We start from the raw sequence: 15,220 nt of genomic DNA, 5'->3' as shown, positions 1-15,220 counted from the left end.
GATCCACGAACGGCTAAGGCCGCCGGGCGACGCCGAGGAGGTGGCCGCTGGCGCCGAGCATGCTGGGTTCGCGCTCCACGCCGCGCAGCACCTCCAGCATCGTCTCCGTCGCCGCCGGGTCGCCGACCAGGGAGTCCAGGCGGTCGTCGTTGAGCCACAGCGGGCACTCCACCGCGACGACCTGGACGTCGGTCAGCCCGGCGTCCTCCGCCTCGGCGGCCACCTCCTCCGGGCGGTGGAAGTACGCGGTGGTGAAGTAGCCGCGGCCCGACGAGTCGTTCACGTGCCGGCCCTCGCGCAGGGCGCGCTCGACCAGCGGCGGGAAGCCGGGGTCGTCGAAGAAGCCCTTGAGCAGCCCGTCCAGCAGGAACGCGAACCGGCTGATCACCGCGCCGACCACCACACCGCCCGGGGCGACGGCCCGGGCCGCCTCGCGCCACGCGGCGACCCGGTCGGCGCGTTCGGGCAGGTGATACAGCGGGCCGAGCAGCAGCACCGCGTCGGCGGCGCCGTCGGCGACCGGCAGGGCCCGGGCGTCCCCGACGGCGGCGGTCACGCCCGGCTCCGGGGTCAGGTCGAGGACGTGCACGCGATATCCGGCGGCGGTGAGCGGGCGCGCGTAGACACCGGTGGCCCCACCCACGTCCAGCAGCGTCGCCGGCGCGGGTGGCAGCACCCGGGTCAGCACGTCCCAGGTGCGCAGGAACTCGAGCCGACCGACGCCGGACGCGGTGAGCCTGGTCCGTTCGCCGCCGCGCCGGTAATACTCGGAAATCGCGTCTGTTGCCATACGCATTGTTATACCGACAGGATTCGATCGGCCGGGGGCGGTTCGGCTGATGCGGGGTGGCACGTTTCCGGGATTTTGGGTCGGGCGGACGGCCGTACCGTTAGGTCCAACAGCGCAACACCGAGATACGCATCCGAGAGGAACACCCCCATGAGCGAGTACGGCGAGATCGAGACCGGTGAGGCCCACGGCGGCCTCTCCGAGGCGCACGCGGAGACCGGCAGCGAGCAGGACTACAACTCGCAGTACGGCATCCTCGAGACGGACCACCAGAGCATCGAGCACACCGAGTTCGAGAACGTCAAGCACATCGAGTACACGGACGCCGCGGGCAACCACTACGAGGTGACCGAGTACACGCGCTACGAGCACACCGAGATCGAGTCGGAGCACACCTTCGCCGCGTACGGCCAGGAGGGCTCCGCCGGCTTCGGCGCCGCCGAGATCGAGGGGACCGACGAGACCTCGGACTCGCAGGTCCTGTCGCTGACGGAGCGGTTCGAGAGCTTCCTCGGCGACGTCCTGGACGGCCCGAACTACGAGATCTCCGACAGCAGCGCCTGATCCACCCGCCCGGGTGCGTCTCGACTGCGCTAGGAACGCCGGTCAGCCTTCGTGCTGGCCGGCGTTCCGCGCTGTCCGCCCCGGGTCATCTCACGTCCAGGTGACGATGTCGGGCAGCATCTCCGCCATCCGGTCGCGGGCCGCCTCCGCCGGCATCCGCTGGAACACGAACTGGACGATGACCCCCTCGGCCGCCCACGCGCACCACGAGACCAGGTTGTCCTGGACGCGATCATCCCGGCACGCGGCGACACCGCCGAGGCGCGGCGGCACGCGGCCCTTGATCGTCCGGTCGCCCCAGTACGTCGTGCTCGCCGGCACCGGAGCCTGGGTCGCGAGCCAACCGTCGACCGCGGCCTGCGGGCCCTGCGCCGTGAACCGCGCCCCGACCTGCCCGGTCACCAGCGCCCAGTACTGCGTGTCGACGGCGTCCTCGTAGGCCGTCGCGTAGGGATCCGTGACCCCGGCCTGCCGCTGCCGGGCCAGCGCCGCCGTGGTCGACGTGGTGTCGGCCGAGCGCCGCAGCGTCCCGGCCTGGGCCGGCGCGACCAGCACCCACGCGCGGGCCGGTCCGGCCGACCGGCCGCCGCCCGGTGACGCGGACGCGGTGCCCGGGAGGCCGCGTTGCGTGGCCACGGGGGACCTCGGCGCTCGGGTGGTCGGGGTCGAGGCCGTCCGGTGTCCCAGGCGGATGATGGTGTACCCGTATCCGCCGACGCAGGCCACCAGGACGACGACGCCGGCCAGGATGGCGATCAGCGGACCGCGACGCAGGCGCCGGATGCCGCGCGGGCCGGGCTCGGGCGGCTCGTAGTGGTAGGGCGTCGGCTGCGTCGGCGGCGCCCAGGACGGGGGCGGGACCGGCGCGGGGGTAGAGGGCGGTGCGCCGTCGGGCAGGTGCCACCCCTGGTTGGGCTCCGGCTCGGCCACTGGCACTCCCCGCCATCGTTGAACGTCGGACCGGCGCAGGATACGTGATCACGCATCCGCACAGCGGCCCACGCGACGGAGGCGTCGGCGGTACCGTGGCCGAATGACGACCACGAAAACCGTCGATACCCGCCGGGGTCGTCGTGACCTCGCCGTGCTCACGGCCGGTCTCGGGGTGTCGATCGCGGGCGACGCGGCCGCGCTCATCGCGCTGCTGCTGCGGCTGCAACCACACGGCAGCGGCTGGGTCGCGGCGCTCCTGGCCGCCGAGCTGGCGCCGTTCGTGGTCCTCGCGCCGGTGGTGGGGCGGGTCGTCGACCGGTTCGAGACCCGGGCCGTGCTGATCGCCGCGCTGCTCGGCCAGGCCGTCGTCGCGGTGCCCCTGGCGCTGCTGGACGGGCCGCTGCCGACCGTGCTGCTGTTCGCCGCGCTCGCCAGCCTGTCGGCGTTCGTGCGGCCGGCGACGAACGCACTCGTGCCCGCCATCACCGGCCCCGAAGGGCAGCAACGTGGCTTCGCCCGGCTCGGGCTCGGCTTCGGGCTCGGCTGGATCGTCGGGCCGGCCGCCGGCGGGCTGCTCACCGGCTGGTTCGGGGTGCGGACCACGGTGCTCGCCGACGCGGCCACGTTCGCCGTGCTCGCCGGCACGTGCGCGCTGCTCACGGTGCGCCGCCGGCCCGACCCTTCGGCGAACGGCCGCGACCGGTCCGGCGGGCTGCGGCTGCTGCTCGCCGACCGGGTGCTGTCCGTCGCGATCCTCGGCGTCGCGGTCTGCACCGGCGCCGCCATCGTGGACAACGTCGCCGCGCCGTTCCGCTTCATCGACCAGCTCGGCGCGTCGGACAGCCAGTACGGGCTGTACCTGACGCTGTGGGGCGTCGGCTCGCTCGCCGGCGCGCAGGTGCTGCCGCTGCTGCGCCTCAGCCACCGCACCGCGCTCGCCGTCGCGTGCCTGACCATCGGCGCCGGGATCGCGGGCATCGGGGTCGCGCCGGTGCTGCTGCTCGCGTACGCCGCGGCCGTCCTCGGCGGGGTGGGCAACGGCATGCTGAACGTCGCCCAGAGCGCGCTCGTCACCGCCCGCACCCCGCCGGAGCGGCACGGCCGCGCCTTCGCCACCGTCGGCGCCGTCGTCCAGACCGCCATCGGCGTCGGCACCGCGGCCGCCGCGCCGCTCGTCGCCTGGCTCGGCGGCGGCGGCGCCATGCTCACCGCCGGCCTCACGTCCATGGCAGCCGCCGTCACCGTCCTGTTGCTCACGGGCAGCGCCTGAGGGCACGCCGGGGTGTGCTGATACCGGACAAGGGTGTCGGGTGGGTGACAGGGCGGCGCAAGTGTTCGCCAAGTGGGCGCCAAGTGCGGGGCGGCATGCTCTTCCCAGCAGCAACCGAAAGGGCCCGGAAGGGTCCTCGCACGGACTAGCTCGAAGGCCCCCCTTCGATACACATATATCGCTGGACCGGTAGAGCGGCGCTCCTCCCTCGCGCCGCTCTACCAAGCTTTTCCAGCGGGCGTTTCAGCAGGCGTTTCAGCCGGTGAAGAGCAGGACCAGGCCGGCGACCGTGTAGGCGACCATCAGCCCCAGCAGCGGCACCTGGCCGGTCATGGCCTGGGCGCGGGGGAAGAGTTTCAGCGCCCGGTCATGGGCGAGGACCGTGCCGACCAGGTGGCCGAGGATGATGGCGGTGATCTGGACGTTGGCGACGCCCGTCGGGGTGATGACGCCGGTCCACGGGTCGAAGTCGGGGTGGTCGAGCAGCAGCGCGACCGTGCGCTGGCCCTCCAGGACGAACAGCGAGTAGTAGTGCGCCACGACGTAGCCGACGACGATCGGCACGATCGAGTGGGCCAGCTCGCCCGGGGTGCGCTCGGCCGACGTGTGGCCGCGCCGGCCGGCCGCCCGGGTCGCCACGGTGTAGGCGAGCGCCACCGCACCCACCACGCCGAGCAGGCCGAGGGTGCCGGTGACGGGGGCGGGCAGGCCGTTCTCCTGGGTGAAGCGCAGCCAGAACAGTGCGCCGGACATCGCGTCGTAGAAGGTGGCGCCGAGCAGGATGACGACGACGGCGACCAGGCCGGGCGCGGGGCGCAGGCCGGCGATCCCGTCGAGGGGGTTGCGCAGGACGCGGGTGCCGTCGGGGCGGCGGCCGATCGGGGAGAGCCGGCCGACCAGGTCGCTGAGCACCTCGAACGCGTCGCCGCGGGTGAACCAGTCGGGGCCGTAGACGAAGCCGCCGGCGAGCATCGCCACGGCGTAGACGGCGAGCCAGGTGCCCAGGACCGGCAGGGTGGCCCGGTCCGGGGCGACGAGCTCCAGCCAGGCGAACGCGAACAGCCCGGCCGCCGCGGGCCAGTAGCCGAGACCGGCGGGCAGCTCGCGGCGGGCCTTGAAGCCCAGCGACAGGGTCCGCAGCGGGTTCAGCGCCCGCCAGACCGGGCCGAGCAGCAGTGACAGCGGGACCAGGCCGACCCAGAACAGCACGTACACGATCCCGGCGGCCGGGTTCTCGGTGGTGTCGGGCAGCGTGAACGTCCACGCCAGCACCGCCAGAAGCACGATGCCAAGCAGCCGTGGTACGACGGCCGGCACGGCAATCGCACGCACCGGGCGGCCCGCCGCCGGGTCGAGCCGTGGGGCGCGCCACGCGACGCCGAGCACGAGGAAGGACACGATCAGGGCGGCGGCGGCCCCGACGAGCAGCTGGCCGAGGGTGAGCGGCAGGTCCTGGCGGCCGCCGACGCCGTGCGCCAGGACCGGGGTCACGGGGTTCAACGGACCACGAGCTGGAAGAGGACCAGGTGCGACGAGTGCGTCTCCACCTCGAACAGCCCGGTCTTGTCGACCCGCAGGTCGATCGAGGCGGGGGTCCCGGCCGGCAGCGCCAGGGTCTTGTCGTAGCCGTGCACGTGCAGCTCGTCGGCGACGTCCGAGGTGACGGTGATGCGCACCAGGCTGCCCTTGGTGACCTCGACCCGGCCGGTCGGCGGGGTGACCTTGCGTTTCGCGACGCTGACCACGACCTCCTTGTCGAAGGCCGGGACGGGGGAGGGCGGCACCGAGGTCGGCCCCGCCGTCGGCGACGCGGAGGCCGACGAGGAGGCCGCCGGGGAGTCCGCCGGGGAGTCCGCCGGGGCGGCGCTGGTCGTCGGGGCGCTGGTGGGCGCGGCGGCGGGCGAGTCGCAGCCGGCGGTCAGGAACGCGAGCAGGCAGGCGGCGGCGACGGTGGAGCGGGCGGCAGGCACGAAAGGGGCTCCCGGGCGGCGGGGGTTCGTCAGGGCTGTGAATTTAGCGTCTTGTCGCTCATGGGGGAACCCGGCATCATGTGCCGATGCGATCGGTCCGCGCCACTATGGTCAGATTCGCGGTGCTGACGATCGTCGCCGCGCTCGGTTTGGTGCTGCCGGCGGCGCCCGCGTGGGCCCATGGGCAGCTCGCCATGTCCGACCCGGTGCAGGACAGCACCGTCGACAAACCCCGCGCCGACGTGGCGCTCTACTTCACGGAGCAGCCGGCGTCGTTCGCCTGGTTCACCGTGACGGCCCCGTCCGGGCTGCGGGTCGAGGGTGGCTGGCGGGGCGGTGAGCCGAAGCGGCTCGACAAGCCCGTCCAGGAGTACTTCATGGTCGACGGGAAGTTCGAGCCCAGGTCGTACAACGCCGGCTTCCCGGCGATCGTCCCGGTGTCGCACTGGCCGGAGCAGGGGCTCTACACCGTCGCCTACCAGTCGGTCGCCTCCGACGGCGAGGCGGTGAAGGGGCAGCTGCGGTTCACCTACAGCGGCTCGGTGACGCCCGCGCCGGCGGGCTGGACCGCGCCGACCGGCGGGCCGCCGGAGGCGCTGACCAGGGCGCTCAACAAGGAGGGTGCGCCACTGGCGACGCAGGCCGCGCCCACCGCCGGCCCGCAGCAGGCGCTGCCGCCGCCCGCCCCGGCGACGCCGTTCGTGCTCACCGACTGGCTGATTCCGGGGCTGCTCATCGCCGGCGTCGCGGTGATGGTCTGGCTCGCCGCCCGCCGGGCGCCGATCCAGCCGGAGCGGAAACGCCGCAAGGCCGCCCTCCGGTAGGAGGACGGCCGGCGCGGCCGGATGTCACTTCGTGGCGGTCCCGCAGGTCTGCTGGATCTGCTGGGTGAGCCGGCTGGCGAACTCGTGGTCGCTGATGATCCGCTGCTGGTACTGCTCGACCTGCACGTCGGTCAGCCCGGCGTAGATGGGCTTGCTCGCGTACGCGTCGGCCATCGCGCCCGGGTCGGTGTAGACCCGCGACTGCACCGCGCACAGGTGCGCCGCCGTGGTGTCCACGTAGATCGTCTCCAACCGTTCGGGTGTCAACGACGCGCTGGCGGAGGGGCTGGCCCCGGTTGCCACGGACGGGGCGGCGATCTTCGCCCGGGTGTTCGCCGGCTCGTCGCCGCAGCCGGCCAGGCCGGCCGTGACGGCGAGTGCGGCGAGCGCGAGCAGCGTTCTGGAGCGGATCATGACGATGCCTTCCTGCGGCGTCGGCCTCTAGACGACGACGAGCGTGAGCGGGTTGGTGTCGGTGGTGGTGCCGTAGGTCTGCTTGACGGTGAGCGTGTAGGTGCCGGCGGCGACGTTCGTGGCGTCGAACTTCACCGACGCGTAGTCGTCGGCCCCGACGGGCAGCCCGGCGGCGTCGTTGAGCTGCGTGTACGCCCGGTCGGCGGGGTAGCTCACGCCCAGGCCGGCGGGACCGCCGGTGACGGTGATCTTCAGGTCGTCGACGCCGGCCTTGCGCGCCTGGAACACCAGCTGGCTCCAGACCGGCGTCTTCTTCGGCACGGTCACCGTGGAGGTCTTCTGCGTGACGGCGTCACCGGTGACCAGGATGACCGGCAGGGTCGCGGTCGAGCTGCCGGTGCGGGCCGTGCCGGTGCAGGTCGTCGCGCCGGCGGTCTTCTCGGTGTAGGAGTAGTTCAGCGTGATCGGCGTGAGCGAGACCAGCGTGTTCGTGGTGACGCTGATGTTGAACGCGGCGTAGTCGAGGCTTCCGGCCGCGAGCGTGTCGCCCTTCGACAGCGACGAGTAGGTCTTCGTGTTCGTCGGGTAGTTCACCGTGACACCGGGGCCCGACGCGGTGAGCTTGACGTTGCAGACGTCGCCGGCCGCGCCCCACAGGGTGCTCACCCACCCCTGCTGGCCCAGGATCATCGGCGCGAGCAGCGGGACCGTCAGGCCGAAGGCGGGGGTCGCGGCGCTGGCCGGGGACGCGGCGGGCAGGATGGCTGCCGCGCCGGCGGCACAGGCGATGGCGATGGAGGCTGAACGGCGCATCGGAGAGGTCCTTCTCTGTCGGGACTGGTGATGTCTGCCAGATCGGCCGGTCCGGCGTGGGCTTGAGCTAGCCGCCGAGCGCCATCCAGGTGTCGTACTGGTGCACCGCGATTCCCTCGAACGCGGCATAGCGCTGGGCGGCGCTGTCGACCGCGCTCAGGGTGGCCCGCATGGCGCTGCCGCTGCCGCCGTGAAACGTGCAGTACGCGCAGTCACCGAGCGCCTGCGTCTCCGCGCCGAGCCGGGCCGGTTTGGCCGCCTTCCCCGCCCGTCGCAGCAGGTCCTCGGCGACGCCGAGCATGGAGTTGCCGCCGGTGGCGGTGTTGCGGTAGCTCATCACCGTGACGCCGTCGACCCGTGCGAGGACGGCGTCGGCCAGGTTCTCCCCGCCGACCTGCACCGTCGGCAGCCAGAACGGCACGTCCATCTCGACCGGCGGCCCGATCAGCACCAGCTCGTCCAGGAGCCGCAGCAGCATCGGTACCAACGCTGCCTGTTGCTTTTCCCAGGACGGCAGCAGATAGGGCTCGACGTCGACGTGCAGGCCCCGGAACAGCCCCGTCGCGGCGGCGGCGCGGGCCCAGGCCAGGGCGGCGCCGTGGTCCGTGGTCCAGGCCGGCTCGCCGCCGAGCGCGTCCAGGGCGATCCCCGCGTCGTCACACAGCGCGCGCAGCCGGGTCAGGTCCGTGACGTCGGCCCGTGGATCGTAGTACGCGAAGATCGTCGTGACCGAGTTGGCGACCGCCCAGTCGACGACCGACTCCGGAGCGGCGCGCTCCCACAGCCACATGGCCCGGGTGCCGGGCGGCGCCACCGACGTCTCCGGTGCGGGCGGCGGCAGGCGCCGATGCCCGGCCGCGACCAGGAACCCCATGGTCAGCACGACGCACAGGACCGCGTGCGCCACGCTCCGGATCACGTCAACTGTTCGGCGGCGCGGACCCGGCCCGAAGGATTTGGGTCACGTTGACGTCACTGGGAGCCGTGGGACACGATGAACCCCGAGCGGTCATAGGGAGGAACCCAGTGCGAGTCTGGGACGGTCCCGCCACTGTGACCGGGCGCCACCAGCCGGGTGCATCCGGGAGTCAGAGACTCCAGCCGCTCGCTTGACGACCCAGCGGGCGCGGACCCGCCGAAGGGAATGTGCCCGTGACGTCGCCGTACCCGTTCTCGGCCGTGGTCGGCCTGCCCGACCTGCGCCTCGCCCTGCTGCTCACCGCCGTGTCACCGGCGATCGGCGGGGTCCTCGTCCGGGGTGAGAAGGGCACCGCCAAGTCGACCGTCGTGCGGGGCCTCGCCACGCTGCTGCCCGAGGTCGACGTCGTCGCCGGCTGCCGCTTCGCCTGCGACCCCGCCGCGCCCGACCCGTCCTGCCCGGACGGCCCGCACGCTCCTGATTTTGGTCTGGTCCGGCGTCGCTCGGCCCTGGTCGAGCTGCCCGTCGGGGCGACCGAGGACCGGGTCGTCGGCACCCTCGACCTGCAGCGGGCCCTCGGCGACGGGGTCAAGGCCTACGAGCCCGGCCTGCTCGCCGCCGCGCACCGCGGCGTGCTCTACGTCGACGAGGTCAACCTCCTGCCCGACCACCTCGTCGACCTGCTCCTCGACGCCGCCGCGATGGGCCGTGCCCACGTCGAGCGCGACGGGGTCTCGGTCAAGCACGCGGCCCGCTTCCTGCTCGTCGGCACCATGAACCCGGAGGAGGGCGAGCCGCGCCCGCAGCTCGTCGACCGGTTCGGGCTGGTCGTCGGGGTCGCGTCGCCGTCGACGCCGGCGCCCCGGGCCGAGGTGGTGCGGCGGCGCCTGGCGTACGAGAACGACCCTTCGGGGTTCGCGGCTCGGTTCGCCGAGGAGGACGCGGCACTCGCGGCCCGGATCGCCGTGGCCCGCCAGGCGCTGCCCGGGGTGTCGCTGCCGGACCGGCAGCTGGACCGCATCGCGCGGATCTGCCTGGCCTACCGGGTCGACGGCCTGCGCGCCGACATCGTCGTGGCCCGCACCGCGGTCGCCCTCGCCGCCTGGCACGGCCGGACCGTGGTGACGAAGGACGACCTGCGCGACGCGGCCCGCCTCGCGCTGCCGCACCGGCGCCGCCGCGATCCCCTCGACCCGCCGGGCGCGGACCAGGAACGCCTCGAGGAGATCCTGGACCAGGAGCTCGACGGCCCCGACGACGACACCGATGGTGGTCCTGACGACGGCCCGGATGGAGGGGATCCGCCGCCTTCCGATCCTTCCGCCGGTTCCGATCCCACCGCACCGGATGTTTCCGACTTGTCCAACGAGTCGCATGATGCGGAAAGTGGTGGCGGCGCGCCCCCACCTGCGTCGGCTGGTCCCGGCACGTCCCCACCAACCTCGCCCGGCCGCAACGCGGACACATCCGAAATTTCGGATTCAAGCGATGCAGCGCCAGGTGACGACGGCAACGCCGGCCCGGCCACGCAGCCGGCCGGGGAGTTGGCGTTCGCGCAGGCGCCGTACAAGACCCGGCTCCTGAAGATCGGTGGCCGGGCCAACCGGCAGCAGGGCGCCCACGCCGGCCGGCGCTCACCCGCGCACGGGCGGCACGGGCGCGTGGTGCGGTCGCGGCAGCCCAGCGGCGGCAAGCTCGTCAGCCTGCACCTGCCCGACAGCGTGCGGGCCGCGGCGCTGCGCGGCTCCCGCGCCGTGCACGCCCAGGACCTCCGCGAGGCGGTCAAGGTGGGCCGGGAGGCCAACCTGGTGCTGTTCGTCGTCGACGCGTCCGGGTCGATGGCCGCCCGGCAGCGCATGACGGTCGTCAAGACGGCTGTGCTGTCGTTGCTGCGCGACGCGTACCAGCGCCGGGACAAGGTCGGCATGATCACCTTCCGGGGTGCGGAGGCGACCAGCGTCCTGGAGCCGACCGCCAGCCACGAGGTCGGCGTCCTGCGCCTGGCCGAGCTGCGCACCGGCGGCCGCACCCCCCTCGCCGCCGGGCTGCGGCAGGCCGCCCGCACCCTGCACGGCGAGCGGCGCCGCGACGCCCGCCGCCGCCCGCTGCTCGTCGTCGTCACCGACGGCCGGGCCACCAGCGGCCCCGACCCGCTGACCGTCGCGCCCGCGCTGGCCGGAGTGCCCGCCGTCGTCGTGGACTGCGAGTCCGGACCCGTGCGCCTCGGCCTCGCCCAGCGCCTCGCCCGCGCCCTGTCCGCCGACTGCGTCCCGCTGTCGGCACTGTCCGCCGTGTCTGTCGTGGGGAGCTGAACATGCCGCAGGGCAAGGTCGAGAGCGTGCCCGACGACGGGCTCACCACCCGCCAGCGCCGCCGCCAGCACGTCCTGGCCGTCCACACCGGACAGGGCAAGGGCAAGTCGACGGCCGCGTTCGGGATGGCGCTGCGCGCGTGGAGCGCCGGCTGGCCCATCGCCGTGTATCAGTTCGTGAAGAGCCCGAAGTGGAAGGTCGGCGAGGAGACCGCGCTCAAGGCACTCGGCGAGACCGGTAAGGGCGGCCCCGTCGTGTGGCAGAAGATGGGCGAGGGCTGGTCCTGGATCCAGCGCCCCGGCACCGAACGCGACCACGCCAGCGAGGCCGCCGAGGGCTGGGAGCAGATCAAGCGCGACCTGGCCGCCGAGGCACACCGGTTCTACGTGCTCGACGAGTTCACGTATCCGATGAAATGGGGCTGGGTCGACGTCGCCGACGTCGTCGCCACGCTGCGCGACCGGCCCGGCAACCAGCACGTCGTCATCACCGGCCGGGACGCGCACCCCGACCTGATCGAGCTCGCGGACCTCGTCACCGACATGACGAAGGTCAAGCACCCGATGGACGCGGGCCGCAAGGGGCAGCAGGGCATCGAGTGGTAGCGAGGATCGTCATCGCGGCACCCGCCTCCGGCCACGGCAAGACGACCGTGGCGACCGGGCTCCTCGCGGCGTTCGCGGGGCGCGGGCTGCGGGTGGCGCCGTTCAAGGTCGGGCCCGACTACATCGACCCCGGCTACCACGCCCTCGCCGCCGGCCGGCCCGGTCGTAACCTCGACCCCGTCCTCGTCGGCGAGGAGCGCATCGGGCCGCTGTTCGCGCACGGGTCCGCCGGCGCCGACATCGCCGTGGTCGAAGGGGTCATGGGCCTGTTCGACGGGCGCACCGGCGCGGGGGAGTTCGGCTCGACCGCGCACGTCGCGAAGCTCCTCGACGCACCCGTCCTCCTGGTCGTGGACGCCACCGCGCAGGCCCGCTCGATCGCCGCGGTCGTGCACGGCTTCCGCTCGTTCGGCTCCGGCGTCCGCATCGCCGGCGTCGTGCTCAACCGGGTCGGCTCCGACCGGCACGAGCAGATCCTCCGCGACGCGTGCGCCGAGGTCGGCACCCCGGTGCTCGGGGTGCTGCGCCGGCACGACGCGGTCGCCGCGCCGTCCCGGCATCTCGGGCTCGTCCCCGTCGTCGAGCGGCACGCGGAGGCCACGGAGTCGGTGCGGGCGCTCGCCGCCGTGGTGACCGCCGGCGTCGACCTCGACGCGGTCCTCGCCGTCGCCCGCGCCGCGCCCGCGTTCGCCGCGGCGCCGTGGTCGCCGGCCCTGGTGACCGCCGGCGAACCCGTCGCCGGCCGGCCGCTCGTCGCGGTCGCCGGTGGTCCCGCGTTCTCCTTCAGCTACGCCGAGACCGTCGAGCTGCTCACCGCCGCCGGCGCCGAGGTGTCCATAGTGGACCCGTTACGGGACGAGTCGCTGCCGCCCGGCACGCGCGGGCTGGTCGTGGGTGGCGGCTTCCCGGAGGTGTACGCCCAGCAGCTCTCCGACAACACCCCCCTGCGCGAAGCCGTCGCCGCCCTCGCCGCCCGCGGTGGCCCGGTCGCGGCGGAGTGCGCGGGGCTGCTGTGGCTGGCCCGATCGCTGGACGGCAGGCCGATGTGCGGCGTGCTGCCCGTCGACGCGGGCATGACGCCGAAGCTGACCCTCGGCTACCGCGATGCCGTCGCCTTCGGTGACAGCGTCCTCGCGGCCGCCGGGACCAGGGTCAGCGGTCACGAGTTCCACCGCACCGCGGTCACGCCGCCGGCCGGTGCCACCCCGGCGTGGGCGTGGCGGGGCGAGGCCGGCACCGTGCGGGAGGGGTTCACGGCCGGGTCGGTGCACGCGTCCTACCTGCACCTGCACTGGGCCGGCGCGCCCGAGCTGGCGCACCGGCTGGTCACCGCATGCGCTGCGTGATCGGGTTCGGCGCCCGGTCCACCGCGACCGCCGCCGACGTCGAAGCCCTCCTGGCCGACCTCCCCGGAGCCGAAGCCCTCCTGGCCGACCTGCCCGAAACCGATTACGTGCTGTCCACCGTGGACACCAGGCTGGATCTCGCGACGGAGGTGGCGGCCGCGCACGGCTGGACGGTCACCACCGCGCCCGCCGAGGTGCTCGCCCGGGTCGACGTGCCCAACCCGTCCGCGATCGTGGCCGCGCACACCGGCACACCGAGCGTCGCGGAGGCCGCCGCCCTGCTCGCGGCCCGCGCCTACCCGTCCGTCCGGACGGTGTTCACCGCGCCCGACGGGCCCGCGCCGGCCGTGGGAGGGCCCGCGCCGGCCGTGGGAGGGCCCGCGCCGGCCGTGGGAGGGCCGGCGCGGGCGGTGGGAGGGCCTGCGCGGGCGGTGGGAGGGCCTGCGGCGGCCGTGGGAGGGCCGGCGGTGCTGCTGGTCGCCAAGCGGGCCTCCGCGGTCGCCACCGTGGCCGTGGCGGCGGTCGCGCCCGCCGTGACCGTCGTCGGGATCGGGGCGGGAGGCCTCGAAGACCTGTCGCCGGCCGGGCGTGCCGCGATCGCCGGGGCCACCGTGCTGTTCGGCAGCGAACGGCAGCTCGACCTCGTGGCGGGCGGGGCCACCGGCGCGACATCGGTTTCGTGGCCGTCGCCGCTGGTGCCGGCGCTGCCGCGGCTCCTGGCGGCGCACCACGACGAGCGGGTCGTCGTCCTCGCCAGCGGGGACCCCATGTACTACGGCATCGGCACCACGCTCGGGCGGCTGCTCGGCGCGCGGCACGTGCACGTCGTGCCGCACCCGTCGGCGGTGTCCCTGGCGTGCGCGCGGCTCGGCTGGGCCCTCGACGACGTCGAGGTGGTCAGCGCCGTCGGCCGGTCCGTCGACGCACTGCGCCGCGTCCTGCACGACCGGCGCCGGGTCCTCGTCCTCAGCGCCGGTGCCGGCACCCCCGCGCAGGTGGCGGAGATCCTGCACGACACGGGTTTCGGCGCGAGCGAGGTCACCGTCCTGGAGTCGCTGGGCGGGCCGGACGAGCGGATCCACCACGACGTCGACGCGGCCGGTCCGCTGAACGTCGTCGCCGTGGACTGCCGCGGCGGCGGCGGGATCCAGGTGGTGCCCGGGCTCGCCGACGGGTCGTACACCTCCGACGGCCAGCTGACCAAGCACGAGATCCGGGCCGTCACCCTCGCCGCGCTTGGCCCGCGCCCCGGCGAGCTGCTGTGGGACGTCGGCGCCGGCTCCGGCAGCATCGCGATCGAGTGGCTGCGCGCGCACCGGTCCTGCCGTGCCGTCGCCGTCGAACGCGACCCGGTCCGCGCGGAGCGGGTCGTCGCCAACGCCCGCGCGCTCGGCGTGCCGCAGCTGTCCACTGTGGTCGGTGCGGCGCCCGGCGCCCTCGACGGCCTGCAAGAGCCCGATGCCATCTTCATCGGCGGCGGCTTCACCGCGGCAGGGGTGTTCGAGCGCTGCTGGTCGGCGCTGCGCCCCGGCGGACGGCTCGTCGTCAACGCGGTCACCGTCGAGTCGGAGCGGCTCGTCGCCGACCTGCACGCGACGCACGGCGGCGAACTGACCCGGATCGCGGTCCAGCGTGCCGCACCCGTCGGCGGGTTCCTCGCCTGGCGGCCGATGATGCCGGTGACGCAGTGGCTGGTCAGAAAGGCGGCGTGGAAATGACGGTGTACTTCATCGGGGCCGGACCCGGTGCCGCGGACCTCATCACGGTGCGGGGCCGTGACGTGCTCGCCCGCACGCCGGTCTGCCTGTACGCGGGCAGCCTCGTGCCGGTCGAGCTCCTCGACGTGTGCCCGCCCGGGGCGCGGCTCGTGGACACCGCGAACCTCGACCTCGACCAGATCCTCGCCGAGCTGACGGCCGCGCACGCCGCCGGGCTCGACGTGGCCCGGCTGCACTCCGGCGACCCGTCGGTGTTCAGCGCGATGGCCGAGCAGCTGCGCCGGCTCGACGCCGCGGACGTCCCCTACGAGATCGTGCCGGGCGTGCCCGCGTTCGCCGCCGCGGCCGCCTCGCTCGGCCGGGAGCTGACGGTCCCCGGGGTCGGGCAGACGCTCATCCTGACGCGCACCGCGGCCCGGGCCACCCCGATGCCGCCCGGCGAGGAACTGTCCACCTTGGCCGCCAGCCGCGCCACGATCGTGCTGCACCTCGCCGTGCAGCGCATCGCCGTCGTGGTCGAGGAGCTCATCCCGTGGTACGGCGAGGACTGCCCGGTCGCGGTCGTCGCCCGGGCCAGCCGCCCCGACGAGGTGATCCTGCGGGGCACCCTGTCCGACATCGCCGCGCAGGTGCGGGAGGCCGGCATCCTGCGGACCGCGGTCATCGTCGTCGGCCGGGTGCTCACCGCCGAGGAGTTCCCCGACAGCCACCTGTACTCCACGACCCGGCCCCGGTCCTGACG

At 74.2% G+C, this 15,220-nt stretch carries 15 protein-coding genes and 1 riboswitch; of the genes, 8 read left to right on the top strand and 7 right to left on the bottom strand.

Annotated elements, in window-relative coordinates; genetic code table 11:
* Window positions 1-13: 13 nt before the first annotated feature.
* On the bottom strand, window positions 14-790 hold the full coding sequence (locus tag Dsi01nite_RS45470) for a class I SAM-dependent methyltransferase (RefSeq protein WP_203852684.1): 777 nt from the start codon (window positions 788-790) through the stop codon (window positions 14-16).
* Between the two features lie 150 nt (window positions 791-940).
* On the opposite strand from Dsi01nite_RS45470, the gene Dsi01nite_RS45465 reads away from it, so the two are divergent.
* On the top strand, window positions 941-1,354 hold the full coding sequence (locus Dsi01nite_RS45465; RefSeq protein WP_203852683.1) for a hypothetical protein: 414 nt from the start codon (window positions 941-943) through the stop codon (window positions 1,352-1,354).
* A gap of 90 nt (window positions 1,355-1,444) precedes the next feature.
* On the opposite strand, the gene Dsi01nite_RS45460 is transcribed toward Dsi01nite_RS45465, so the two are convergent.
* On the bottom strand, window positions 1,445-2,284 hold the full coding sequence (locus tag Dsi01nite_RS45460; protein ID WP_203852682.1) for a hypothetical protein: 840 nt from the start codon (window positions 2,282-2,284) through the stop codon (window positions 1,445-1,447).
* A 103-nt stretch (window positions 2,285-2,387) separates the two neighbouring features.
* Here Dsi01nite_RS45460 and Dsi01nite_RS45455 point away from each other — a divergent pair, with 103 nt between their 5' ends.
* Window positions 2,388-3,557 carry an MFS transporter gene (locus Dsi01nite_RS45455; protein ID WP_203852681.1) on the top strand — a complete coding sequence of 390 codons (1,170 nt, stop codon included), beginning with the start codon at window positions 2,388-2,390 and terminating at the stop codon, window positions 3,555-3,557.
* Window positions 3,558-3,812: 255 nt separating this feature from the next.
* Here Dsi01nite_RS45455 and Dsi01nite_RS45450 read toward each other — a convergent pair whose 3' ends face one another.
* Both Dsi01nite_RS45450 and Dsi01nite_RS45445 read right to left on the bottom strand, forming a co-directional pair.
* Window positions 3,813-5,048, bottom strand: a complete 1,236-nt coding sequence (locus tag Dsi01nite_RS45450; protein ID WP_239136702.1) for a hypothetical protein — start codon at window positions 5,046-5,048, stop codon at window positions 3,813-3,815.
* Between the two features lie 5 nt (window positions 5,049-5,053).
* Window positions 5,054-5,527, bottom strand: a complete 474-nt coding sequence (locus Dsi01nite_RS45445) for a hypothetical protein (protein ID WP_203852679.1) — start codon at window positions 5,525-5,527, stop codon at window positions 5,054-5,056.
* A gap of 86 nt (window positions 5,528-5,613) precedes the next feature.
* Here Dsi01nite_RS45445 and Dsi01nite_RS45440 point away from each other — a divergent pair, with 86 nt between their 5' ends.
* Window positions 5,614-6,351 carry a copper resistance CopC family protein gene (locus Dsi01nite_RS45440; protein WP_203852678.1) on the top strand — a complete coding sequence of 246 codons (738 nt, stop codon included), beginning with the start codon at window positions 5,614-5,616 and terminating at the stop codon, window positions 6,349-6,351.
* 24 nt (window positions 6,352-6,375) lie between these two features.
* Here Dsi01nite_RS45440 and Dsi01nite_RS45435 read toward each other — a convergent pair whose 3' ends face one another.
* The 3 genes from Dsi01nite_RS45435 to Dsi01nite_RS45425 all read right to left on the bottom strand — a co-directional run bounded on the left by Dsi01nite_RS45435 (window position 6,376) and on the right by Dsi01nite_RS45425 (window position 8,497).
* Window positions 6,376-6,765 carry a hypothetical protein gene (locus tag Dsi01nite_RS45435; protein ID WP_203852677.1) on the bottom strand — a complete coding sequence of 130 codons (390 nt, stop codon included), beginning with the start codon at window positions 6,763-6,765 and terminating at the stop codon, window positions 6,376-6,378.
* Window positions 6,766-6,792: 27 nt separating this feature from the next.
* Window positions 6,793-7,578: a hypothetical protein gene (locus tag Dsi01nite_RS45430; protein ID WP_203852676.1), complete on the bottom strand. Its 786-nt coding sequence runs from the start codon at window positions 7,576-7,578 to the stop codon at window positions 6,793-6,795.
* A gap of 67 nt (window positions 7,579-7,645) precedes the next feature.
* Window positions 7,646-8,497: a hypothetical protein gene (locus Dsi01nite_RS45425; RefSeq protein ID WP_203852675.1), complete on the bottom strand. Its 852-nt coding sequence runs from the start codon at window positions 8,495-8,497 to the stop codon at window positions 7,646-7,648.
* A gap of 70 nt (window positions 8,498-8,567) precedes the next feature.
* Window positions 8,568-8,698, top strand: a riboswitch (cobalamin riboswitch).
* A gap of 32 nt (window positions 8,699-8,730) precedes the next feature.
* Between Dsi01nite_RS45425 and Dsi01nite_RS45420 the strand changes: the two genes are divergently transcribed.
* The 5 genes from Dsi01nite_RS45420 to cobM are packed head-to-tail and all read left to right on the top strand — an operon-like array spanning window position 8,731 to window position 15,218.
* Window positions 8,731-10,809 (top strand): VWA domain-containing protein, encoded by a 2,079-nt coding sequence (locus Dsi01nite_RS45420; RefSeq protein ID WP_203852674.1) that lies wholly within the window; start codon window positions 8,731-8,733, stop codon window positions 10,807-10,809.
* Window positions 10,810-10,811: 2 nt separating this feature from the next.
* The gene (cobO, locus tag Dsi01nite_RS57870) at window positions 10,812-11,414 is read left to right on the top strand and encodes a cob(I)yrinic acid a,c-diamide adenosyltransferase (protein ID WP_239136700.1); all 603 of its coding nucleotides are present in this window, start codon (window positions 10,812-10,814) and stop codon (window positions 11,412-11,414) included.
* Window positions 11,408-12,760 (top strand): cobyrinic acid a,c-diamide synthase CobB, encoded by a 1,353-nt coding sequence (locus tag Dsi01nite_RS45415; RefSeq protein ID WP_239136698.1) that lies wholly within the window; start codon window positions 11,408-11,410, stop codon window positions 12,758-12,760. Before cobO ends, Dsi01nite_RS45415 begins: the two co-directional genes overlap by 7 nt.
* Complete coding sequence (gene cbiE / locus Dsi01nite_RS45410) at window positions 12,748-14,478, top strand: precorrin-6y C5,15-methyltransferase (decarboxylating) subunit CbiE (protein WP_203852672.1); 1,731 nt, start codon at window positions 12,748-12,750, stop codon at window positions 14,476-14,478. The genes Dsi01nite_RS45415 and cbiE overlap by 13 nt, the downstream gene beginning before the upstream one ends.
* Window positions 14,475-15,218, top strand: coding sequence for a precorrin-4 C(11)-methyltransferase (gene cobM, locus Dsi01nite_RS45405; protein WP_203852706.1), 744 nt, complete (start codon window positions 14,475-14,477; stop codon window positions 15,216-15,218). Before cbiE ends, cobM begins: the two co-directional genes overlap by 4 nt.
* Window positions 15,219-15,220 lie beyond the last annotated feature (2 nt).

The sequence above is a fragment of the Dactylosporangium siamense genome, from assembly GCF_016862795.1.
In the GTDB taxonomy this organism is placed as follows: Bacteria; Actinomycetota; Actinomycetes; order Mycobacteriales; family Micromonosporaceae; genus Dactylosporangium; species Dactylosporangium siamense.
Note: the sequence above shows the minus strand (reverse complement) of the source record. Positions and strands in the feature narration are given on the sequence as shown.